Source organism: Bradyrhizobium sp. SZCCHNRI2009 (assembly GCF_032485115.1).
GTDB lineage: Bacteria > Pseudomonadota > Alphaproteobacteria > Rhizobiales > Xanthobacteraceae > Bradyrhizobium.
The window spans coordinates 279,134-301,905 of the sequence record NZ_JAUEUH010000004.1 but is presented as its reverse complement, the minus strand read 5'-3'; the positions used below and the strand labels follow the sequence as shown (position 1 = coordinate 301,905).

Below are 22,772 nucleotides of genomic sequence, written 5' to 3'. Positions count from 1 at the left end.
TGATTGTCTGGAGAACGCCTGGGCTCATCCGCGCAATGCGCATGCTCTCGTCGCGACGTTCGATGGCTTAGATGATTGGAGCAAGCATGGGTGATGTCATCAACTTGAAGCGTTTCAGAAAGCGCGTGGAGCGCGATCAGGAAGCGAAGGTCGCCGAAAGCAACCGCGCTCGCTTCGGCAGGACGAAGTCCGAACGCGCAACTGACGCCCAACGCGACAAGCGCGCGAACGAATTACTCGATCAACATCGTATCAATGGCGAGGACGCGTGATGAAGTCGCCCGTCGTAAAACGTTCAATCGTGGTCGCAGGCCACAAGACCAGCGTCAGCCTCGAAGAGGCCTTCTGGAACGGCATGAAGGAGATTTCGGGTCTCCGTAACATGACCCTGTCCGAGCTGGTCGGAGAGATCGACAACAATCGCCAGCAGGGCAACCTGTCCTCGGCGATCCGGCTGTTCGTGCTCGACCACTTCAAGAGCCGCGCCGCAGCGTCTTCAGGCCTCGAGCCGAAGGCGGCGGTGGACACCCGGCACACGGCAGCCGCCGCGGCTCCTTGAGGCAGATCAGACGGCGATCCGCCCGGCCTGTTTAAAATCGCTCTAAGATGCCGCGGCATTTAACATGCCGCGCTTGACCTCTTGGCACGCGATTGAAAATACAGGCTATGAGCGAAATTTGCGATACAAGGCCGCCTCAGCCGCTCGGTCTCGCCCGGCGAGGCTATACCGGAACAATCCAGCATCTGGCTGCGGGCGGCGCGAGCTCGTCCCTGCCGGACGTCGAATTGGAGAGCCGGCTGATCGAACTGGGCTTCGTCGAGGGCGCCCGGGTCGAAATCCTGCATGAGGGGATCGTCGGGCGCGATCCGATCGCCGTGCGTGTCGACAACATCACCGTCGCGGTCCGCCGGCGCGAGGCCATGGCCGTCATCGTGGCATAGGCCGCGCGGAAAGCGTCGTCATGGAAAGCCCTCTGCTGCATCTGGCCCTGGTGGGTACGCCCAACAGCGGCAAGACCTCGCTGTTCAACGCGCTGACGGGAAGCCGCCAGAAGGTCGCGAACTATCCCGGGGTCACGGTCGAGCGCAAAGAGGGCGCCTTCGTCACCCCGCAGGGCCGCCAGGTCTCGCTGGTCGACCTGCCCGGCACCTATTCCTTGCGCGGTCGCAGCCCTGACGAGGAAATCACCAGGGATTTCGTGCTGGGACGTGCCACCGGCGAGGTCCTGCCCGACCTGGTGTTGTGCGTTGCCGACTCCACCAACCTCAGGTTGACGATCCGGCTGCTGCTCGAGCTCAAGAGCACCGGCCGGCCGCTGGCGCTCGTGCTCAACATGTTCGACATCGCCAAGCGGCGCGGCGTAACGGTCGACGTCTCCGCGCTGTCGCAGGCGCTGGGCGTGCCGGTCGTGACGTCGATCGCCGTGCGCAAGGGCGGCACCGACGACCTGCTGCGGCTGACCGACGAGCTCCTGGCCCAGGCGGCCGCGGCCACCGGAGAGCGCGCCAACACCTGGCGTCCCCTCACGGTCCCGGAGCTGCGCGCCACCCAGCGCGAGGCCGACCGTATCATCGCGGAGACGGTCAGCCTGCCCGAGCGGCCCGATACCTGGACCGCCCGGATCGATGCCATCGCGCTGCATCCGGTCGGCGGCCTGCTGATCCTGCTGGCGATCCTGTTCGTGATGTTTCAGGGGGTGTTCGCCTGGGCCCAGCCGCTGATGCAGGTGCTATCGGCGGCTTTTGATGCGCTCGGCCAGCTCGTTCACGACGAGCTTCCCGAAGGCCTGCTGCAGAGCTTCCTGCAGAACGGGGTGATCTCCGGCGTCGGCAGCGTCATCGTCTTCCTGCCGCAGATCATCATCATCTTCCTGTTCATCCTGCTCCTGGAAGATTTCGGCTACATGGCGCGCGCGGCGTTCCTGATGGACCGCATCATGGGCGGCGCCGGGCTGCATGGCCGCGCCTTCATCCCGCTGCTCTCGAGCTTTGCCTGCGCCATTCCCGGCATCATGGCGACGCGCGTGATCGACAACCGGCGCGACCGGCTCACCACGATCCTGATCGCGCCGCTGATGACCTGCTCGGCGCGGATCCCGGTCTATACGCTGATCATTTCGGCCTTCATCCCGCCGACCAAGATCTGGGGCCTGGTCAACCTGCAGGGCCTGGTGATGTTCGGGCTCTACGCCGCCGGGATCATCAGCGCGCTGCTGGTGTCGTTCCTGGTCAAGTTCTTCCTGATGCGCGACTACCAGCCGGCGCCGTTCATGCTGGAGCTGCCGGACTACAAGATGCCGCGGTTGCGCAGCATCGCGATCGGCGTCTACACCCGCGCCAAGATGTTCTTGCAGCGCGCCGGCACCACGATCTTCTCGATGATGGTGCTGATCTGGTTCCTGGCGTCGTTCCCGCAGCCGCCGGAGGGCGCGACCGAGCCCGCGATCAATTACAGCCTCGCGGCGATGATCGGCCAGGCGATCGCCCCCCTGCTCTCGCCGGTCGGCTTCAACTGGCAGATCGCGGTGGCGCTGGTACCCGGCATGGCCGCCCGCGAAGTCGCAGTCGCCGCGCTCGGCACCGTCTATGCGATCGAAGGCGGCAAGGAGGCCGCCGAGCAGATCGGACAGGTGCTGGCCAGCAAATGGAGCCTCGCCACGGCGCTGGCGCTGCTCGCCTGGTACATTTTCGCCCCGCAATGCGCCTCGACGCTCGCCGTCATCCGCCGAGAAACCGGCAGCTGGCGCTGGATGGCTGTCACCTTCTTCTACATGTTCGCGCTGGCCTATGCGGCGGCGTTCGCGACCTACCACATCGCGGTCGCGATGGGCGCGGGCTGAGCCCGCGCCCATCGCGTCAGCGCGCGGCGTCGACATGCAGCGCGAAGCCGCGCGCGTCCGGCGCGCCGAGCTCAGGACGAAGCTGCATCGACGGGATCAGATAGTCGCCGTGGTTCTGCCGCCGGTACGGAATCGGCTGATCCGTGAACAGCGTCCGCATCCGCGCGCGCAGTCGGTCAGCGATCTCAACAAATCCGGCCTCGTCGATCCGGCTCGCCTTGTGCGCCACGAAGGCCGGCAGCACGTCGAAGCCGGGATAGAACAGGATGCCATGGTTGATCGGAAACAGGAGATCGTCGATCGGCCCGTTGATGCCGCGCGCCGAATAGTGCTCCTCCCAGCCGCCGGTGGTCACGACCAGGATCGCGCGCTTGCCGGCAAACACACCCTCGCCATAGCGGTTGCCCCAGCGCTTGTCGCTGTGCTCGCCGACACCATAGGTGAAGCCGTAGGAATACACCCGGTCGACCCAGCCCTTGAGAATCGCGGGCATCGTGAACCACCACAGCGGGAACTGCAGGATGACCGCGTCGGCCCACAAGAGCTTCTCTTGTTCGGCCCTGACGTCGTCAGTGAGCGTGTGCGTCTTGAAGGCCTCGCCCGACGCGGTGGCAACGTTGAGGCGCGCATCCGGCGGCAGTTGCGGAAAGTCGGCGCGATCCGCAGCCGCCTTCCAGCCGATCGCATAGAGATCCGAGACCCTGACCTGATGGCCTTGAGATTCGAGCTCGGCAACCGTGACGTCGCGTAGGGCACCGTTGAGCGAGCGGGGGTCGGGGTGGGCGAAGACGAGCAGCACATTCATGGCCTTGATCCCTTTGCTGGAACAGCCGGAACATAGACGCGCGCCCACCTATCCACTATATGGCATATATCGATAACATTATGCTGATTTATGGATAAGTCAGGCATCAGCCTCATCAACATGCGCAGTTTCGTCCGGGTTGCCGAGCGCGGCAGCCTGTCGGCCGTGGCGCGCGAGCTCGGGCTGGGCCAATCCACCATCTCGCGTCACCTTCAGGAATTGGAGGATGCGACCGGCGTGCCGCTGCTCAGCCGCACCACCCGGCGCGTGACCCTGACCGACGAAGGCAGCCGCTATTACGCGAACTGCGTCCAGATCCTCCGCCTGATCGACCAGGCCGGCGACGAGGCACGCGGTGCGCGTGGCGCCGCCGCCGGCACGATCCGGATCTCCTGTACGGCGGCCTTCGGGATCCTGCACATCACGCGGCTCGTCTTCGCGTTCCAGGATCGCTACCCGGACATCGCGATCGATCTCAATTTGACCGACGAGCGCATCGACCTCGTGCGGGAGGGTGTCGACATCGCACTGCGTCTCGCTCCGCTCACCGACAGTTCTCTGAAGCTGCGGTCGCTCGGCTACTCGCACCGGCTTCTTGTCGCCTCGCCGGACTATCTGGCGAAACGCGGCACGCCGCGCACGCCGCAGGAGCTGATCGGGCATGACGGCATCCGCATGACCAACGTCGCGGGCAGCGAGTCGCTCGTCGTCATGGGACCCGACGGAGAACGCCATGAGGTGCCGTTCAGAGGCTGCTTCCGCACCAATCACGGACTCGCGGTTCGAGAGGCCGTGCTGTCCGGGCGCGGAATCGGCGGGAGCCATGCGTGGCTGGTCGACGACCTCATCGCGGCTGGCAGGCTGACGGTCATCCTGCCCGACCACCGTCTGCCATCGACTCCCCTCAACATGCTGATCGTCCCGGAGCGCGCCGGCATCGCGCGCGTGCGGCTGCTGATCGACTATCTCGCCGAGGAGATCGTCGGCCTGCCCGGCATCCGGCCCGAGCCCTGAGCTAAAGCCGCGGCATCGCGTCCGGCCGTACCTCGCGGGCCTGCGCGGCCAGCCGGATCGCGGCATTGGCCGCACCGAAGCCCTGATAGTTGCGCCGCTGCACGATCTCGAAGAAGAAGCGCTCCTCGAAGATATGGGTGTAGACTTGGAAGAACTCGGCGTCGCCGTCGCGGTCGTACAGGATCTCGTTGGCACGGAGCGCTGCGATCGTCTCGGGCGCAAGATCATACTTGGCTTCGAGATCGTCGTAATAGTTGTCGGGAATGTCGAGGAAGCCGGCACCACGGGCGCGCATCTCGGCCACGGCCGCGAAGATGTCGTCGCAGGAGAACGCGATGTGCTGGACGCCGGAGCCGAAGAACTCGGAGATGAAGCGCGACGACAAGGTGCGCGTCGCCGTGGAGCCGTTGAGGATGAAGCGCAGGCTGCGATCGCCGTTGACGATCGCCTGGCTCTGCACGAGGCCTCTGGGATCGGCGATCTCCATCTGCGGCAGGCGGGAGAAGTCGATCAGCCCGGCATAGAACAGCAGCCAGGACAGCATCTCCTCATGCGGCATCGACTGGGCGATGTGATCGACCGCGACGAGACGGTCGGTGCTCTTGTCGCTGGCGACGGCTTCGAAATCGACGTCCCAGTGCCGCCCGTGGGTATCCAGGAAGTACAGCAGGCTGCCGCCGACACCATGGATCGCCGGGATCTCCAGCTCGCCCGGCCCGACCGGCTGGGTGAAGGTGCGCGTCTTCAAGGACTGCGCCCGCGCCATGGCACGAGCGGCACTGTCGACGTCCAGCGCCAACGCGCAGACACCAGCCCCATGCGTGACGTAGTGTGAATGCGCAAAACTGGCCGGCTCGCAGTTGATCACCAACTCGATTGCGCCCTGGGACCAGCGCTGCACCGCCTTGCTGCGATGACGCCCCGTCTTGCGGAAGCCAAGCTGTCCGAACAGTCTCGCCAGAGACTCCGCTTTGTCCTCGCTGACCGCGAACTCGACGAAGCCGATGCCGTGGCTCTTGACCCGAGGCTCGAAGCGCGCGGCCGATGACGCCGGCGTCTTTCCAGCGAGGTCGTCCTGCAACAGCAGCAGCGAGCGCATGCCATCGAGCGCGGTGCGCGGCGCCGAGCCGGCGCGGAACTGATCGTTGAAGATCTCCAGCGACAGCGGCCCGGAATAGCCGGTCGCGGCGACCGCCTCCATGAACGCGCCTACCGGCAGATCGCCCTGCCCCGGAAAACTGCGAAAATGCCGGCTCCAGGACAGCACATCCAGTTCGAGCTTCGGCGCATCGGCAAGCTGCACCAGGAAAATCTTGTCGGCCGGAATCGCGCGGATCGCGTTGGTCGGCAGCGCCGGCGCCAGCGCATGAAAGCTGTCGAGGATGACGCCGATCGCCTTGTGATCGGCGCGGCGGACGATTTCCCAGGCATCGCGATAGTCATGGACGTGGCGGCCCCAGGCCAGCGCCTCGTAGCCGACGCGCAAGCCGCGCTTCGCGGCGCGCTCGCCGAGCTCGTGGAAATCGGCGGCGGCCCGGTCGATGCCGCCGAGCGAGGCCGGCGACACGCTGCTGCAGATCAGCAGCAGATCGGTGCCGAGTTCCTGCATCAGGTCGAACTTGCGCTCGGCGCGGATGAAGTTGCGCGCGCGCTGCGGCTCCGGCATGCCCTCGAAATCGCGGAACGGCTGATAGGCGCAGATCGCAAGTCCGAGGTCGCGGCACATCTGCCCGATCTCGCGCGGCCGCATCCCGAACGCGACGAGATCGTTCTCGAAGATCTCGACCGTATCGAAGCCGGCGGCGGCGATCGCCTTGAGCTTCTCGTCGAGCGCGCCTGAGATGGAGACCGTTGCGATCGAGCGCTGGTTCATGCCGCCGTCTCCTCCATCGCGCCGCCCAGGAACAGCTGGCCGATGCGCGGATCGGCCAGCACGCGGTCGGCCTTGTCGATGATGCGGGTGCGGCCGAGCTCGAGCACGATGCCGTAGTCGGAGATCTCCAGCGCCGAGCGCGCATTCTGCTCGATCAGGAGCACCGAGACGCCGCGGTCGCGCAATTGTTTCAGCATGTCGAAGGTCTGCTGCACCATCAAGGGCGACAGGCCGATGGAGGGCTCGTCGATCAGCACGAGCTGCGGCTCGAGCAGAAGCCCGCGCGCGATTTCGAGCTGCTTCTGCTCGCCGCCTGACAGGGTCGAGGCCTGCCGGTCCGCCTTCCTGCGCAGCACGGGAAAGACGTCGAGCGCCGCCTCGACACGGGCGGCCAGATCGAACTCGCGCGGTGCGGCCACGCCGCCGAGCTCGATATTGTGACGGACCGACAGCTCGCCGAAAATGTTGCGGCCCTGCGGGATGTAGCAGATGCCGGCGCCGAGCAGCGCGCGCTGGCTCAAGCCGGTGACGTCGCGGCCCTTGAAGACCACCTTGCCTTCGCGCAGCTTGAGCAGGCCGAAGATCGCCTTGAACACGGTCGACTTGCCGGCGCCGTTCGGACCGATGACGGTGGTGATCGAGCCCGCCGGCACCGAGAAGGTCGTGCCGTTGAGGATCGTCATCTTGCCGTAGCCGCCGACGAGGTTCTGGACGTCGAGAATGGGATCGCTCATCGCCGTCTCCTCAATGTCCGAGATAGGCTTCGATCACGGCCGGGTTGGCCCTGATCTCGTCGGGCTTGCCGATCGCCAGCACCTTGCCCTCCGCCATCACCATGACGCGCGAGCACAGCGACATCACGAACTCCATGTTGTGCTCGATCACCACGAAGGTGGCGCGGCGTTCGCGGTTGATCGCGATCAGCCGCTCCTTGAGGTCGCCCAGCATGGTCGGGTTGACGCCGCCTGCAGGCTCGTCGAGCAGCACCAGCCGCGGGCCGCCCATGAAGGCCATGGCGGCATCGAGCAGCTTCTGCTGACCATAGGACAAGCCACCGGCCGGCTCGTTGGCGAGATGCTCAAGCTTGAAGAAGCCGATCATCTGATCGGCCGTCTCCGTGAGCCCCGCATCCGACGGGCCGAACAGGCGCGACAGCATGCTGCCGCGATGCTCCTGGCCCGCGAGGATCAGATTGTCGCGCACCGACAGTTTCGGGAACACCTGCAGCAGCTGAAATGTGCGGCTGACGCCGAGGCGGTTCAGCTCGGACGGGCGCTGGCCGGTGACGAGCTTGCCGTCGACCCTGACCTCGCCCGCGCTCGGCACCAGCTGGCCGAGGATGCAGTTGAACAAGGTCGACTTGCCGCAGCCGTTGGGGCCGATGAGACCGAGGATTTCGCCCTCGTGCACGTCGAAGCTGACGCCGTTGACGGCGGTGATTCCGCCGAAGCTCTTCTTGACGTCGCGTACGTCGAGAACTGCGGTCATCGCACGGCCTCCAGCTTGGACTGAGCCGCGGCCCGCAACGCGGACGCCGCCTGGGTTCGCCGTGAGCTGAGATAGCGGTCGAGGATGCCGAGAATGCCGCTCGGCGAATAGATCAGCAGCACGATCACGGCGGCCGCATAGAGCATCAGATAATAGCCTTCCGCGAAGCGCAGCCACTCCGGCAGCAGCACCGCGATCATGGCGCCGAGGAACGGTCCCAGCATGAAGCCGGCCCCGCCGACGATGACCATCATCAGGAGGTCGAGCGAGAGCTGCAGGTTGAACGGTACGGGATCGACATATTGCGTCAGCGGCGCATAGAGCACGCCGGAGATGCCGCCGAGCACCGAGCCGATCGCGAACGCCATCAGCGTATAGCGGCGCGTGTCGATGCCGAGCGATTGCGCCCGGATCGGATTTTCGCGCAGCGCCATGAAGGCGCGGCCCCAGGGCGAGCGGATCAGCCACCACATCGCGAGCGTCACGAGGCCGAGGGAGCCGAGACAGAGATAGTAGAACGGCAGCGGCTTGCGGGTCGGGAAGCCGAAGATGTCGGGACGTGGAATGTTGCTGATGCCGTAGATGCCGTTGGTGAGCCAGCTCTCGTTGCGGAACACCAGGAACGCCAGCGTCGAAAACGCGAGCGTGACGAAGGCGAGATAGTGATGCTGAACGCGCAGCGCCGGATAGCCGAGGAGCCAGCCGACGATGAAGCAGATCAAGATGACGAGGCCGAGCGCGGCAATCAGCGGCCAGCCATGCGTGGTCAGGATCGCCGCCCCATAGGCGCCAATGCCGACGAAGGCGCCCTGCGCCAGCGACACCTGCCCGGCGTAGCCAAGCGTAAGGTTCAATCCCATCGCTGCGATGGTCATCACCGCCCACTGGCTCAGGATGTACAGGCCGTAGCGGTTGAAGTTCATCGGGATGATGATCAGACCCGCAATGACCACGACGGCCAGCGCGACGAGAAGCAGTCTGCTGTGCTTGCTCATACCGTACGCTCCTCGGCGCGTCCGAGCAGGCCCTGCGGCCGGAACAGGATGACAAGGATCAGCAGCACCATCGGAACGGCGGCGCGATACTGGGTGGAGACGTAGGCCGCGGCGAGGTTGTCAACGACGCCGATCAGGAGACCGCCGGCGATGGCACCGCGCACCTGGTTGAAGCCGCCAACGATCGCGGCGATGAACGCCGCCTGCCCGAGCACCTCGCCGCTGGAGAACTTCGCGAGATAGATCGGCGTGATCAGCAGCGACGCCAGCGCGACCAGCACGGCATTGATCAGGAAGGTCAGGAGGATCATACGCTCGACGGGCACGCCGATGATGCGCGCCACCGTGGGATTCTGCGCGGCAGCCTGCATCTGATGGCCGAGCGAGGTGCGGTTCAACAGCGTGGTCAATCCGATGACCGCGAGGATCGCGACGGCGAGCACGCCGAGGCTCTGCAGCGAAATCGCCCGGCCCAGGACGGTGACGTCACCTACCGGCACGATCGAAGGGAAAGGCGAGGCCTCGGCGCTGAAGAACTGCTTCACCGCCTCCTTGATCCCGACCGCCAGCGCCATGGTGGCGATCGCCAGCGGCAGCACGCCATGCCGCAGCATCGGATCGACCAGCAGCATCTTGAAGGCGAGACCGAGCAGAAGTGCCGACAACAGGATGCCGACGAGAACCGCGAGCCAGAACGGCGCGCCGAGATGCATCACCGCGAGCATCAGGAAGGCCGGCAGCATCACGAACTCGCCCTGGGCGAAGTTGATGGTCTGCGAGGTCTGCCACAGCAAGGTGAAGCCGACGGCAACGAGCGCGTAGATGGCGCCGGTGGCGAGACCCGCCACGATCAGGTCGAGCAGATTGGACATCGTTTCCCCCTAAGCCTTTGGGTGACGGCGGCACTGGCATCCCCTCCGGCGCCGCCGGTCGACCGTTGTCCTCAGTTGAGCTTCGGCAGCACCTGCTTGACGACCTGCTTGCCTTCGACCACCTCGACCAGGAAGCCCTGGCGATCGATGTCGCCATTCTGATCGAAGGTGACGTCCATCAGGATGTTCGGCTCGGCCGATGTCTTGATGGTCAGGCCGTGCAGCGTATCGGCAAACGCCTTGGAGTCGACCTTGCCCATCTTCTCGGTCGTGGCCTTGACCATGTAGATGGCGAGATAGCCCTTCAGGCCGTTATGGTCGGGCACGTAGTTGTACTTCTTCACGAAGCGGTCGCGGAACGCCTTGATGGCCTCGACCGGCGCATCGGTGGTGAGGCCGACATGGCCGCGAGCCCCGTTGGCCGCATCACCGGCGAGCTCGATGACCTTCTGGCCGACCAGCGTGGTCTCGCCGATCAGCGGCGCCGTCACGCCCTGGCGCTTGATCTCCTTGAGGATGCGCGCGCTCTCTTCCTCGTTGACATAGATGAAGACGGCATCCGGCGCGGCCGCCTTGATCTTGCTGACGTCGGCGGCGAAGTCGGCCTGGCCGGCTTCGGTCGACAGGTCGGCCGCGACCTTGATGCCGAGGCGGTTGAACTCCTTGGTGATGACGTCGCGTCCGCCGCGGCCGAAGTCGTTGTTGACCCAAACCACCGCCACCGACTTCGCCTTGATCTCGTCGTTGATGTACTTGGCGACCTTCGGCATCGACGATTGCTGGCCGAACGAGGTGCGGAACAGGAACTTGTTGCCGGCCTGCGTCAGCTCGGCCGCCTCGCCGCCCATGATCTGCGTGATGCCGGCTTCGGCCGCCAGCGGCGCCGTCACCTTCACCGATCCGGAATAGCCGGGCCCGAGCAGCACATAGGGCTCGGCGTCGAGCGCCTTCTGCACCTGGGCACGGGCGACGCCGGGGTTCGACTGCGAGTCGGCGTGGCTCACCTCGATCTTGCGGCCGAGAATGCCGCCCTTGGCGTTGATCTCCTCGACCGCGAGGTCGATGCCGTTCTTCCAGTTGGTGCCGACGGTCGCGCCACCGCCGGACAGCTCGGCGACGTTGGCGATCTTGATGGGGGCACCGGACTGCGCGTAGGCGGCTCCGGACAGCAGCACGGCCGAGCACAGTCCGGCCAGGATGATCGATCTCACGTTGTTTCCTCCTCTGCTTTAAACGCTTGTTTGCGTTTCTTGCTTGAACGACTTGTTCCGCCGCGTATTGGCGGTCGGCTCAGGCGGCGTCAACCGCCGGATATCTCTCCGCCATGTGATTGTCGAAGGCCGCCCCCATCGCCTCGGTCGAAGGCACAAGGTCGGTGAACAATTCGAAGGCGTCCGCGGCCTGGTAAATCGCGAGCTCGCGGCCGAGCAGGACCTGAGCGCCCTTGGCCCTGGCGGCTTTCAGCAGCGGAGTCCAGAGCGGAGAATAGACCGCGTCGGCGACCCAGAGGTCGGCACGCAGCAAGTGATCCGGCACCGGCGTACCGCGGTTCGGCAGCATCCCGATCGGTGTGCCGTTGACGACAGCCACCGCTCCCTGAAGCGCGTCTTCGACGCTGTCGACGACAGTCACCGTGGTGCCGGCAGGCAGCAGGCTCGCGAGCTTCGCGGCGCGCGCCCGCTCGGTGTCATAGATTCGCAGCCCAGCGACTTTGAGGTTCGCAAGTGCGAAGGCAATCGCCTTGCCGACTCCGCCGGCCCCGATCAGCGCCACGACGCCGCGATGGCTCTGGCTGACCAGCGGCGCCACCGCGCGCTCGAAGCCGGTGGTATCGGTGTTGTGGCCGATCAGCCGGCCGTCGCGGACGACGACGGTATTCACGGCGCCCATCGCCGCCGCCTTCGGCGCCAACTCGTCGAGCAGCTCGACCACGGCTTCCTTGTAGGGATAGGTCACGTTGACGCCGGCAAAGCCGAGCCGGCGCACGCCCTCCAGCAGCATCGCCAGTCCGGCACGATCCGCGCCGGCGACCTCGATCAGCTGATAATGGCAGCGCACGCCGAGCGCCGCCGCGGCGTGCTCGTGCATGGCGGGAGAGGCCGAATGCGCGATCGGGGCACCGATCAAGCCGGTCAGGAATTTTCGGGCTTTGAGCGCGGAAAGATCAGGCACGTTCGCTTTTGTCTCTTGCTGCTGTGACGTGCGAGCGCCGCACGCGCGGATTTCGTTGCAGACGATAGCGCGTCCGCTCGCTAACACAATTACTCAAATATCGGCTGAACCTAACATCATGTTATTTTTTGCCGCCACCGGATTTCGCCGGTTTGGCCACCTGACGTCGGCCGGGCTCCAGCGCGCGCATCTCCGCGCGCAAGCAGTCGATGAAGTGTTCGGCGTAGAGCGACAGCGGCGTACCGCGCTTGACCGCGATGTAGGTGTCGAACCGCGTCGGCTCGGCGATCTTGATCAACTCAATGCCGGGATAGCCGCCATGCGCGACCGTGAACTGGTCGATCACAGCGATGCCGAGCCCGGCCTTCACCAGCGCGCAGACTGTGGTGCCAAAGCGCGCCTTGATCGAGATATTGTAGCTGAGTTTGTTGCGCGCGAAGATCTCGGCCATGATCCGGCCGTAGGGGTCGTTGGGATCGATGCCGATCAGCGGATAGCGCGTCATCTCGGCAGCCGAGACCTGTTTGCGGCCGGCGAGCTCGTGTCCCGGCGGCACGATGCAGAACAATTCGCCTGAGGCCAGCGGCAGGAATTCGAGCCCGGAATGATCGAGCCGGTAGCTCATCGCCACGCACTCGCCCTTTCCCAGCATCAGATAGTCGATCGCCTCCTCGATCTTGAGGATGTTGATGTCGATGCCCAAATCAGGATAGCGGCGGCGGACGCGCTCGATCGCGCGCGGCACCATCACCTGGGAGATGCTGGGCACCGAGCCGACGCGCAGTTCCGACAGCGCGCCACGGCCGATGTTGGAGATGATGTAGCTGAGATCGTCGACCTTCTCGTAGACGCTGTTGATCTGCTCGAAGATGTTCTGCGCCTCGGGCGTCGGGAAGTAGCGGCCGTTCTGGCGCTGGAAGAAGCGGATGCCGAGCGAGCGCTCGGTGTATTTCACCAGACGGCTGACGCCCGGTGCCGACACCTTTAGCAGGCGCGCGGCGCCGTTGATGGTGCCCGTCACCATGACCGCGCGAATGACCTCGACCTGTCGCAAGGTCATCATCGGCGCGGTCTCCGCACGCCGTCAGCCGGCATCATGGACTGCCCGGCGGCGTCAGCACGACCGGCGGACGCGGCACCGGCCGTGGGCGCGGCGGCAGCGCACCCGGCGCGGGCTTGATCTCGACCGGCGGCGGCAAGGGCGCGACCTGCGGCTGGCTCGATGCCATCGGTGCCGCCGGCTGAGGCGCAGGGGCGGGAGCCGAGAGCGGCGGGGTCAGCGGCGGCACGACGGCGCGCGGACCACCGAGCTTGGTGCGCGGCTCGCGCCGCGGATCACGACCGGGCAGCGGCACGTCGGCCGCGCTCGGTGCCGCCGGGCCAGCCTCGGGTGCACCGGGCAGCGACGCCGTCGACGACGGATAGGCCGGCGGCACCTCGCCGCGCGCGATCGCATCCAGCCGCCGCGTCTCGCGATCGATGGCACGCACCGCCAGCCACGACGACAGCGAGGTGACGTCGACCGCGCGCGTCAGCGCCTCGGACGTCCCGACCACGAACAGCTGGATCTCGGGACGGCTATTGGCATTGCCGACCGTGCTCGTGCTCAGGCTGACGCGAATGTCGGCCTGATCGGCCGGAATGTCGAAGCCACCGGAGACGATGGCACGGGCGCCCTGCGCTTCGAGCGTGGTGGCGCCGACACGCAGCCGGCCATCGCGGATGATGAAGGGGATCTGCGCAGCCGTGACCGGCAACGTCCCCGATGCCAGCACCGGCTCGATCACCTGCCGCAACTTGCCGTCGTCGCTCACCTGGCCTGCGTCGGCCGCGCGCAACGCCGCATCGAACGCCCGCGGGTCGAGATTGGGGAGCGCCGCATTGTCAAGCGTCACCGTGCCATTGCCCGAGAGCGCATTGATCATTGCCTGCACGCTGCGTCCTTCGGCGGCGAGCGTCATCTGCGCCGAAACCTTGCCGGCCGGCATCTTCAGGCTGTGATAGCGTAGCGCGTTGCCGTCAATGCCGGCCAACTCGACGCGGCCGTTCAGGACGAGACCATTCGCGTTGGAGCGCGCATCCACGGTCGCGTTGACGTCGCCGCCGCCGAGCTTGCCCTTGAGATTCTCGATGGTCAGCGACTGGCCGTCGCTCTTGATGGCGCCGCCCAGCGGACGCAGATCAGTGCCGTTCAGAATGGCGCCGCTGAGGGCCTGAAACGAGACGCGTCCGCGCCATCCCTTCAAGAGACCGGCGCCCAAAGGCTCGGCCGACTCACGCCCGGCCCCGCCGATCAGCACCGAGAACACTTGCGGCACGTCGAGCGCATCCAGCCCGAGTTCGCCGTCGATCTGCTTGTCGTCATCGAGCACCAGCGCGAGCCGGCCACGCAGCCGCGATCCGCCGACCGTGCTGTCGATGTCGTCGAGCGTCACGCGATTGTTGGAAAGACCAAGACGGCCGAACAGCCGGATGTTCTGCGCCGCCGGATCCTGCGGCTTCAATCCGAACAACGGCGACAGGTTGGCGCTGCGCAGGCGCAGATTGACGTTGGCCTTGGCGGTGTCGCCCCAGGGATCGACGGAGCCTTGCGCATCGCCATCGAGACCGGCGCCTGACAGCTTCGCATTCACCCGCAGCGGCGTCCGCCAGCTGCCGGTCACGCTGGCGTCGAACTGGGCCGGACCGTTGCCCGCCGCCGCGACGCGATCGAGTCCGAGCAGCGCCAGCACGGCACTGCCCTGCTCCGACGACACCCGGCTCTCGATTCCAAGCTCGGTTCGATCGATCGCATCGAGCTCGAAGCTGCGCAGCGCCGCCGCCGACGGTTTTGCCGTCAGCGTCGCCGAGCCCTTGAGTTGCGGCGCGTCGAGATCGAGCACCGCCTTGGCCTGGCTGCGATCGGCATTGGCCGGATCCTTGGCGAGATCGAGCGTGAGCTTCAGCCGGGCGGCACCGGCAGGCGTGCCGAGCGCATCGAAGCGGGCGGCGATCTGCGGCGCCAGCGGCTGCACCAGCGCAGTGATCTCCTTGAGCGAGCCGGCCATCGAGGTCACCACCAGCCGCCCGGTTGCATCGGCGCGATCGAACCGGCCGGAGCCCTCGCTCGTCACGCCGCTGCTTTGGCCGAACTTGATCTGGTCGATGGCGATGGTCTTGGGATCGTAGGAAAAGCGCGCGGTGAGCGGACGCAGCTCCTGGCCGCTGAGCTTGGCGCGGCCGACGTCCAGCGCCACGCTGGCCTCCGCCGGCCACTCGCCGGTAACGCCGACCAGCGAACGGGTCACGGCCATCGCCGCGTCGAGATCGAGCCGATCGCCCTTCAGCACCGCCTCGAAACGCGAGCCCGGCCCCGCTGGCCGGTTGACGAGGGCGACGCGTCCATCAACGGAGCCGCCGTCGATGTCGGCCTTGAGGCTGTCGATCGCGACCCGCTCCGGCGCCACGTTGAGGTCGCCACGCAGCCGCAGCGGACGCTGCGTGCGATAGCTGCTGTCGCTGCGGCCCTGCAGCCAGGCCACCAGCGTGTCGGGCTCCGACGATTCGAGATCAAGCGCGCCGGTGAAGCCCGATGTGACCGAGGTCGAGATGCCGATGGTCCGGAAGGTCAGCCGTGTCGAGCCGGGCGCGCGCAGATCGACCTTTTCGAGGCTCCATGCCGAAGGCTCGTTGTGGAGGTCGGCAGTAAAGTTCTGCACCGGGCGGCCGGAAAGCATGATCTGCTCGGTCGCGAACTGCACGTTGGCCGGCATCGGCAGGGTCGGCAGTTGTGCGATCCAATTGCGCAGCGCCGGCAGCACCAGCGCGGGCGCGATCGCCCGTCGATCCTTGATGTCGTCACCGCCGGCCAGGAGCTTGTCGGCATCGAGCTGGCGTGCGGACAGTGAGGCTTTCAGCACGGGGGCGGCGCCGAAACGGACGTCGCCGCTGCCCGCGAATTTGAGCGAGCGATCCTCCTGGCCGAAGCTGACCTCGATCTGGTCGAGCTTGGCCGACGCCTGGTCGCCGACGATCTTGGTGGCGATGCGCCAAGGCGTCGCGCCGGCCTGGTTCAGCGGACCCGCCTTGGCCTGTTGAGCCTGCTTTGCGGATGGCTCCTTCACGGGCTGGGCGGGCTTGTCGTTGTCGGCGCCCTGCTCCTTCGGGGGCGACGACAGCGTCAGCGCGCCCTCGAACTTCGGCGAGCGGTTGGGGAAGCTGATGAGGCCTTCGATGTCGGCCATCACGGGACGCTCGCCCGGGTCGATGTTGAGGTGGACGCGCAGGCCGTTGGAGTCCTTGTCCTGGCTCGACGACACCCGGAACGGGTAGCGGCCGCCGCGGATCGACACCGCGCCATCGCCGCGCAGCGAACCGGCCAGCGAACGCACGTCGCCGGAGAAGACGATGTCGGTCAGTTCCAGCGTCGAGCGGCTGGCCGCGTCGTGCAGCGCGACACGGCCGGTGAGGTTGAGCCGGTCGATGGCGAGCGCGGCCAGATCGAAGCGGCCGGAGGCTGCCGGCAGGTCGACCTGACCCTTGGCATCGAGGCCGAGATCGGCCGCCATGCCGCCGATGGTGAGCTCGTTCGCCCGCCACTGCCCCCGCATGAGGTCGCCGAGGCTGAATTCGACGTCGAGCTTGTCGGCGCGCAGCTTGCCGAGGTGGTTGGCGCCGCCGAAGGTGACCTGGCGCAGCCGCAGCGTCGGCGTCGGCAAAAGCCGTGCGTCCAGCGCACCGGCGACCCGCACGGGCACGCCAATGATCTTGCCCGCCTCGGCCTCGAACTGCGGCCGGAACTGGTTCCAGTCGACGAAGTACGGGCCGATCAGCGCAGCAAGGAGCGCAAGGATGAAGGCAATCGCCAAGCCGAGCAGGGTCGTCTGCACGGGGTCTCCCTCAAAGGACAACGCTCCGGCGTCCCAACCTTAAAACCAATGCGGCCGCGGCCCACTGGCATCGATACCGGAGCGCTGCATCATATAGGATTAAGTATGGCGAAGTCACAGCGCTGTCGGTCTTTCCGGGGCGTTGGACAACTCCGTTGACGAAGATGGTTACCAGTGGGCCGGCAGCCGTTTGAGGCCGCGCAGCACGAAGGTCGGCCGCCAGTCCGGGTTGTCCGGATCGTCCAGCTTCAGCTCCGGCAGCCGCCGCAGCAGGGTTCCGATGGCGATCTCGGCCTCGATCCGGGCAAGCTGCGCGCCCAGGCAATGATGGATGCCGCCGCCGAACGACAGCGGCTTCACGTTTGGCCTGGTGATATCGAGCTGCTCCGGATTGTCCGGATACACGGCGGGATCGCGGTTGGCCGAGCCGAGCAGACACAGCACGCTCTCGCCCGCAGGAATCCGCCGGCCGCCGAGATCCTCGATATCCTCGAGCGCGACCCGCCCGGTGAGCTGCACCGAGGAATCGTAGCGCAGGAATTCCTCGATCGCGTTCGTGATCAGCTCCGGCCGCGCCTTCAAGAGCGCCAGCTGCTCCGGGTTGCGGTGCAGCGCCAGCAGGCCGTTGCCGATCAGGTTGACCGTGGTCTCGTGTCCCGCGCCGAACAGCAGGATGATGTTGGCGGTGAGTTCCTCATGGCTGAGCTTGGCACCGTCCTCCTCGGCCTGCAGCAGCTGCGTCGTCAGGTCGTCGCCCGGATGTTTCCGGCGCAGCTCGAACAGGTGCTGGAAGTACGCCTTGGACACGGCATTGCCGGCGTTGCCCTCGGCAATCTCGGCCTTGGACAGCGGCACCGGCTCGAGCAGGCGGCCGCCCTCGCGCGAGCTCTTGTAGAATGCCTCGCGATGCTCCTCGGGAATCCCAAGCATGTCGCAGATCACGGTGACGGGCAGCTTGAAGGCGAAATCCTCGATCAGATCCATCCGGCCCTGCGGGATCACCGCGTCGAGCGTGCGGTCGACGATCTCCTGGATGCGCGGCCGCATGTCCTCGACCCGCCGCGCCGTGAACGCCTTCACGACGAGGCCGCGCAGCCGGGTGTGGTCCGGCGGGTCCTGCTGCAGCATCCAATGCCGCATGCTCTGGAACACCGGCTCCTGCATGATGTCGGGGCCGTAGCGCCGGATCGAACGCGCGACGAAGTCCTTCCCGAAGCGCTTGTCGCGCAGCACCAGGCTCGATTCCGCGTGCCGGCTGGCGAGGAACGCCCCGAACGGCGTCACATGCATCGGATCGTTGTCGCGCAGTTGCGCATAGAAGGGATAGGGATCGCGGATGAACTCCGGCGAAAGCGGATTGAACAGCGGCGCGGCCTTGGCGGCCTGGACATGCTCGTTCATGGCGTTCCTCTCCCTGGATTGGCCGATTAGCTCACGGCCGCGGCGCTATGGCAAGTCGGCCCCGATCACACATCATGCCGCCGCCCCCGCCGTCTTTAACCTGTGCAACTGGCCGGCGACGAGGCGGACCCGGCGTGGGGCCGCGATCCAGATCGCCGCCGCCGAGACGAAGGCGCCGAGGAAGGCGATCACGAAGCCTGGCGTGTAGCTCAGGGTGTAGTCATACAGCACGCCGGTCACCCACGGCCCCGCTGCGCCGCCGCACAGCCCGATCAACATCAGCGTTCCGAAGATGCTGCCGAAATGCGCCCCCTGGAATATTTCCAGCGCGACCGCGCCCATCACCGAGGTCAGGCCGTAGCCCAGCGCGCCCTGCGTCGCCACCATGACGTAGATCAGCACCAGCGACGGCGCGGCCTTGAGCGCGATCAGCGCGGCGAAGCAGATCGCGAAGCCGAGACAGCCTAATCCCCACACCGCCTCGCGCCCCAGGCGGTCCGACAGGTGGCCGAGCGCGATCTGGCCGGGAATCCCGAGCAGGCTGACGGCCCCGAGCGCCCACACCGCGACGCTCGAGCTGAAACCGATCTCGAGCAGGTATTTCGTCTGGTGCACCTGCACCGCGTACCAGACATAGAGCCCGAAGAAATAGCCCAGCGCGAGCCACCAGAACCGGCCCGTGCGCAGCGCGCGCGACAACGTCCAGTCGGTTCCGGCCCAGGCGGCGTCGACGACGTTGGACACCGGCTTGGCCGCGTGGGCGAGCGGCGCGGCGTCGCCGTCGGGGCGCAGGCCGATCTCCTCCGGCTTCTTGCGCAGCAAGAGATTGATCGGCGCCAGCACGACCAGCACGACGATGCCCATCGCGGTGCAGGCCGTGCGCCAGTTGGTCTGCGCGATCATGTGCTGCACCCACGGCAACAGCGTCATCGAGCCGATGCCGACGCCGGCGAAGGCGATGCCGATCGCCAGCCCGCGGCGGCGAATGAACCAGTTCGGCAGGAACAAGGACTGGCCGGAATAGCCAAGGCAGACGCTGCCGGCGCCGACCATCGCGCCGATGGTGAGGTACAGATGCCAGGGCTGCGTGGTCAGCGGCGCGAGCAGGAGACCGCCGGCCATCAGCACGACGCCGAGCTCCATTACGGCCCGCGGGCCGGTGCGATCCATCAGCCGTCCGATCAGCGGACTGACGATTCCGGAGGCAACGAAGCCGAACGAGAACGCGCCGGCGGTGACGCCGCGGTCCCAGCCGAATTCGGCGAGAACAGGCGGATAGAACAGCGAGAACGCCGTGCGTGCATTGACGCCGACGGCCATCGTCACGAAGGTCACGGCGACGATGACCCACCCATAAAAGAACGGCAGGCGCATGGTTGTTTCACTCCCTGGTGCATCCTTCGCATCATCTGCATGCGGAGGGGTCAAGGATTTTCTACGCCGCGCCATCCCGTGTCAGTTACCTCCGAGGTCATGTGTGCGGCGCACAGATTGGAGGCAGCTCCTCTCCTTCGTCATTGCGAGCGCAGCGAAGCAATCCAGACTCGTGCCGCGGAGAGATTCTGGATTGCTTCGCTGCGCTCGCAATGACGATTGTGGCGACAGCTTGAATCCATCGATCGAACAGACGCGCGTCTGCAATTCCGCGGCATGACATGCCCGGGCTGTGCAACGTCCGTTCACCCTCATCAATCAGGAGGGCGCAGGGAAGGCCGGGCGCTGGCCGCGCCCGTGGCCCGCCTGCTCAAAAAAATGCAGGCGGCAGGTACCACAGGTTCAGCCGAGATCGCCGGCGGATTCAATTGGTCGTCGCAACACTCGATGAGGAGGTTGCGATGGGCATTCGAAAGAAACGGTCAACGCGGGGCAAGCTGGGATCATTGGGGCGCCCACCAGTTGCGGGGCGTGCGGAACAGCAGAAATTTTGGCGTGGGATTGCCGCTGGGTTGAACAGCGAGAATGCTGCGCTGGCTGCTGGATTATCGGATGCTGTCGGCCCCCGATTATTTCGAAAAGCGGGCGGCGTGGCACCGGCAATGTTCCGACCTTCAGCGAAGCCGCTCTCCGGACGGCACCTCTCTTTTTCTGAGCGCGAAGAGATTGCGCTGCTGAATGCGCAGCGCCATTCTGTACGAGAGATAGCGCGGCGTCTCAATCGATCTCCCTCGACCATCTCCCGTGAACTCGATCGCAATGCGGCCACGCACGGCGGCAAGATGGCCTATCGGGCGACGGCCGCCCAGTGGCATGCAGATCGATCGGCCCGGCGTCCTAAGCCGAGCAAGCTTGCAAGCAACGCCGCCTTGCGCGCTTATGTTGAAGAGCGGCTTGCAGGGCCTGTCGCACCTCCAGGCGGCGTTCGGCGGAAGGCCGGTCGTGCGGGCTCTAGCCAGGATCAGGGGTGGACGAAAGCGTGGAGTCCCGAGCAGATTGCCCGGCGCTTACCGATCGACTTCCCGGATGACGAGGCGATGCGCATCAGCCACGAAGCCATTTACCAGGCGCTTTTTGTTCAGGGCCGAGGAGCGCTGAAACGCGAGTTGTCGTCCTGTTTGCGAACGGGACGTGCGCTGCGCGTGCCCCGAGCGCGTACGCGGAAGCGCAGCAAAGGCTTCATATCGCCAGAGATCATGATCAGTGAGCGTCCGGCCGAAGTCGCGGATCGAGCTGTGCCGGGACATTGGGAAGGAGATCTGATCGTCGGCTCCGCCAGCTCGGCAATCGGCACGCTGGTCGAACGCAGCACGCGGTTTACAATGCTCCTGCACCTTCCACGGCTGCCGGGGTTTGACGATGGCCCACGTACGAAGGATGGGCCTGCGCTCTCCGGACACGGAGCTGAAGCGGTACGCGATGCGATCACGCGCACCATCGTCACCTTGCCCAAAGAACTCCGCCGCTCGCTAACCTGGGATCAGGGGACCGAAATGGCTCAACACAGTGACCTCAAGATCGATACAGACCTTCAGATCTACTTCTGCGATCCAAGAAGCCCCTGGCAACGTGGCACGAACGAGAACACGAATGGCCTGCTGCGGCAGTACTTCCCGAAAGGTACCGATCTGAGCGTCTACGATGCTGACGAGATCGCCGCCGTGGCCGCAGCGCTCAATTCCCGACCGAGAAAGACGCTAGGATGGAAAACTCCAGCAGAAGCGCTTGACGAGCTGCTGTCACGAATGAAAACACTTGGTGTTGCGACCACCGATTGAGCCCGCCGCCCCGGCCCTCCCTGCGCGATGGTCTTCACGCTTATATGCAGGCTTCCCGGCGCTCGGCTTGTTGGCCGCCATGCGCGACAACACGTTTCACGCGTTGCGCGGTGATACCAGCGTCGAGGTATCAGAACCCTGCAACTTCACGTCCGCAAGAGCTTCGTTCGTCCGCACATCGAAAGGACATGCTGCGAGTTCTCGCGGCCACCGCTCCCCGCCTCGCGTGTCGTGACGATCGCGCGCAACGCCCCTCCGCAAGTGAGGCGGGATGCGCGGAAGGATCGCGGTGATTTGCCCGACGACGCAAGCGAAATGACTGCGACAAAGTAACCCGTCGGGCAAAATGGGCCCGACGGGCAGATGCAGATCGAACTAACAAGTCAGCGGCTCACGCCGCAGCCTTCGCCTCGTCTGCGCCGTGGAACGCATACACGTCCATGCGCAGCACGCCGTAATTGGCGCTGTTGTGCAGGCGCTCCACGCGGGCGCCCTCGCCAGCGGCGCCGAGCGCGGCGAACAGCGGCAGGAAGTGCTCGTCGGTCGGATGGTTGTCGCGCGCGTGCGGGGCGAGACGGCGGTAGTCGACGAGATCGTCGACGCGACCCTCGATCGCGGCCTGGTGCACCCAGTCGGCGAAGTCGACCACCCAGGACGGCGCGGGATCGTCGATGTCGAGCCGGCGCTTGCGGAACTCGCCGAGATTGTGGGTGAAGCTGCCGCTGCCGATGATCAGCACGCCCTCCTCGCGCAGCGGCGCCAGCGCACGGCCGAGCGCGAGATGATGCGCAGGGCCCTGCTCGGTCTGGATCGAGAGCTGCAGCACCGGAATGTCGGCCTGCGGGTACATCAGGAGCAGCGGCACCCAGGCGCCGTGATCGAGGCCGCGCTCGCGGTCGATGCCGACCGGCAGGCCGGCCGCCTGCAACCGCGCCGCGACGGCCTGCGCGAGATCGGGCGCCCCCGGCGCGGGATAGCGCAACTGATAGAGCTCACGGGGAAAGCCGTAGAAATCGTAGATGGTCTCGTTGGTGGCCACCGCATTGACGGCGGGGATGTCGGTCTCCCAATGCGCCGAGATCACCAGGATCGCCTTCGGCCGCGGCAGGCTGCCGCCGAGGCCGACGAGGAAGTCACGGGCGGCCGAATCCGTGAGCGGCAGCATCGGCGAGCCGTGCGACAGGAAGATGCTGGGCAAGGTCATGTCATCTCTCCTCGGGCGATATAGGGAT

Annotated in this window: 19 protein-coding genes; 6 read left to right on the top strand and 13 right to left on the bottom strand. The window is 66.1% G+C overall.

Annotated features, from left to right (window positions below):
- The first annotated feature begins 86 nt into the window (after positions 1-86).
- The 4 genes from QX041_RS16495 to QX041_RS16480 all read left to right on the top strand — a co-directional run bounded on the left by QX041_RS16495 (position 87) and on the right by QX041_RS16480 (position 2,840).
- Positions 87-272 carry a DUF4169 family protein gene (locus QX041_RS16495; protein WP_315713370.1) on the top strand — a complete coding sequence of 62 codons (186 nt, stop codon included), beginning with the start codon at positions 87-89 and terminating at the stop codon, positions 270-272.
- A complete protein-coding gene (locus QX041_RS16490) occupies positions 272-559 on the top strand; it encodes a ribbon-helix-helix domain-containing protein (RefSeq protein WP_315713371.1) in 288 nt (95 codons plus the stop codon). Before QX041_RS16495 ends, QX041_RS16490 begins: the two co-directional genes overlap by 1 nt.
- A 107-nt stretch (positions 560-666) precedes the next feature.
- The gene (locus QX041_RS16485) at positions 667-942 is read left to right on the top strand and encodes a ferrous iron transport protein A (protein ID WP_315713372.1); all 276 of its coding nucleotides are present in this window, start codon (positions 667-669) and stop codon (positions 940-942) included.
- A 20-nt stretch (positions 943-962) separates the two neighbouring features.
- A complete protein-coding gene (locus QX041_RS16480; RefSeq protein ID WP_316165981.1) occupies positions 963-2,840 on the top strand; it encodes a ferrous iron transporter B in 1,878 nt (625 codons plus the stop codon).
- A 16-nt stretch (positions 2,841-2,856) separates the two neighbouring features.
- Here QX041_RS16480 and QX041_RS16475 read toward each other — a convergent pair whose 3' ends face one another.
- A complete protein-coding gene (locus tag QX041_RS16475) occupies positions 2,857-3,645 on the bottom strand; it encodes an NAD(P)H-dependent oxidoreductase (RefSeq protein WP_316165980.1) in 789 nt (262 codons plus the stop codon).
- 90 nt (positions 3,646-3,735) lie between these two features.
- Between QX041_RS16475 and QX041_RS16470 the strand changes: the two genes are divergently transcribed.
- A complete protein-coding gene (locus QX041_RS16470) occupies positions 3,736-4,659 on the top strand; it encodes a LysR family transcriptional regulator (RefSeq protein WP_315825246.1) in 924 nt (307 codons plus the stop codon).
- Between the two features lies 1 nt (position 4,660).
- Here the strand turns inward: QX041_RS16470 and QX041_RS16465 are convergent, their stop codons facing one another.
- The 11 genes from QX041_RS16465 to QX041_RS16415 form a co-directional block, all read right to left on the bottom strand.
- Entirely contained in the window at positions 4,661-6,532 is a 1,872-nt protein-coding gene (locus QX041_RS16465; RefSeq protein WP_315825247.1) for a bifunctional sugar phosphate isomerase/epimerase/4-hydroxyphenylpyruvate dioxygenase family protein, read from the bottom strand.
- Positions 6,529-7,266, bottom strand: a complete 738-nt coding sequence (locus QX041_RS16460; RefSeq protein WP_315713377.1) for an ABC transporter ATP-binding protein — start codon at positions 7,264-7,266, stop codon at positions 6,529-6,531. Before QX041_RS16460 ends, QX041_RS16465 begins: the two co-directional genes overlap by 4 nt.
- Positions 7,267-7,276: 10 nt before the next feature.
- Positions 7,277-8,020 carry an ABC transporter ATP-binding protein gene (locus tag QX041_RS16455; protein ID WP_315825248.1) on the bottom strand — a complete coding sequence of 248 codons (744 nt, stop codon included), beginning with the start codon at positions 8,018-8,020 and terminating at the stop codon, positions 7,277-7,279.
- Complete coding sequence (locus QX041_RS16450) at positions 8,017-9,015, bottom strand: branched-chain amino acid ABC transporter permease (RefSeq protein WP_315713379.1); 999 nt, start codon at positions 9,013-9,015, stop codon at positions 8,017-8,019. Before QX041_RS16450 ends, QX041_RS16455 begins: the two co-directional genes overlap by 4 nt.
- Complete coding sequence (locus QX041_RS16445) at positions 9,012-9,887, bottom strand: branched-chain amino acid ABC transporter permease (RefSeq protein ID WP_315713380.1); 876 nt, start codon at positions 9,885-9,887, stop codon at positions 9,012-9,014. Before QX041_RS16445 ends, QX041_RS16450 begins: the two co-directional genes overlap by 4 nt.
- Positions 9,888-9,958: 71 nt before the next feature.
- Positions 9,959-11,098: an ABC transporter substrate-binding protein gene (locus tag QX041_RS16440; RefSeq protein WP_315713381.1), complete on the bottom strand. Its 1,140-nt coding sequence runs from the start codon at positions 11,096-11,098 to the stop codon at positions 9,959-9,961.
- 79 nt (positions 11,099-11,177) lie between these two features.
- The gene (locus QX041_RS16435; protein WP_315713382.1) at positions 11,178-12,059 is read right to left on the bottom strand and encodes a shikimate dehydrogenase; all 882 of its coding nucleotides are present in this window, start codon (positions 12,057-12,059) and stop codon (positions 11,178-11,180) included.
- Positions 12,060-12,180: 121 nt separating this feature from the next.
- Positions 12,181-13,122 carry a LysR family transcriptional regulator gene (locus QX041_RS16430; RefSeq protein ID WP_315713383.1) on the bottom strand — a complete coding sequence of 314 codons (942 nt, stop codon included), beginning with the start codon at positions 13,120-13,122 and terminating at the stop codon, positions 12,181-12,183.
- A 31-nt stretch (positions 13,123-13,153) separates the two neighbouring features.
- Positions 13,154-16,927, bottom strand: a complete 3,774-nt coding sequence (locus QX041_RS16425; RefSeq protein WP_315752463.1) for an AsmA-like C-terminal region-containing protein — start codon at positions 16,925-16,927, stop codon at positions 13,154-13,156.
- A 168-nt stretch (positions 16,928-17,095) separates the two neighbouring features.
- Positions 17,096-18,328, bottom strand: coding sequence for a cytochrome P450 (locus tag QX041_RS16420; protein WP_315713385.1), 1,233 nt, complete (start codon positions 18,326-18,328; stop codon positions 17,096-17,098).
- A gap of 72 nt (positions 18,329-18,400) precedes the next feature.
- A complete protein-coding gene (locus QX041_RS16415; RefSeq protein ID WP_316165979.1) occupies positions 18,401-19,702 on the bottom strand; it encodes an MFS transporter in 1,302 nt (433 codons plus the stop codon).
- Between the two features lie 461 nt (positions 19,703-20,163).
- Between QX041_RS16415 and QX041_RS16410 the strand changes: the two genes are divergently transcribed.
- Positions 20,164-21,540 carry an IS30 family transposase gene (locus QX041_RS16410; RefSeq protein ID WP_316165978.1) on the top strand — a complete coding sequence of 459 codons (1,377 nt, stop codon included), beginning with the start codon at positions 20,164-20,166 and terminating at the stop codon, positions 21,538-21,540.
- A gap of 391 nt (positions 21,541-21,931) precedes the next feature.
- Here the strand turns inward: QX041_RS16410 and QX041_RS16405 are convergent, their stop codons facing one another.
- On the bottom strand, positions 21,932-22,744 hold the full coding sequence (locus QX041_RS16405) for a class III extradiol ring-cleavage dioxygenase (protein ID WP_315825250.1): 813 nt from the start codon (positions 22,742-22,744) through the stop codon (positions 21,932-21,934).
- Between the last annotated feature and the right edge of the window lie 28 nt (positions 22,745-22,772).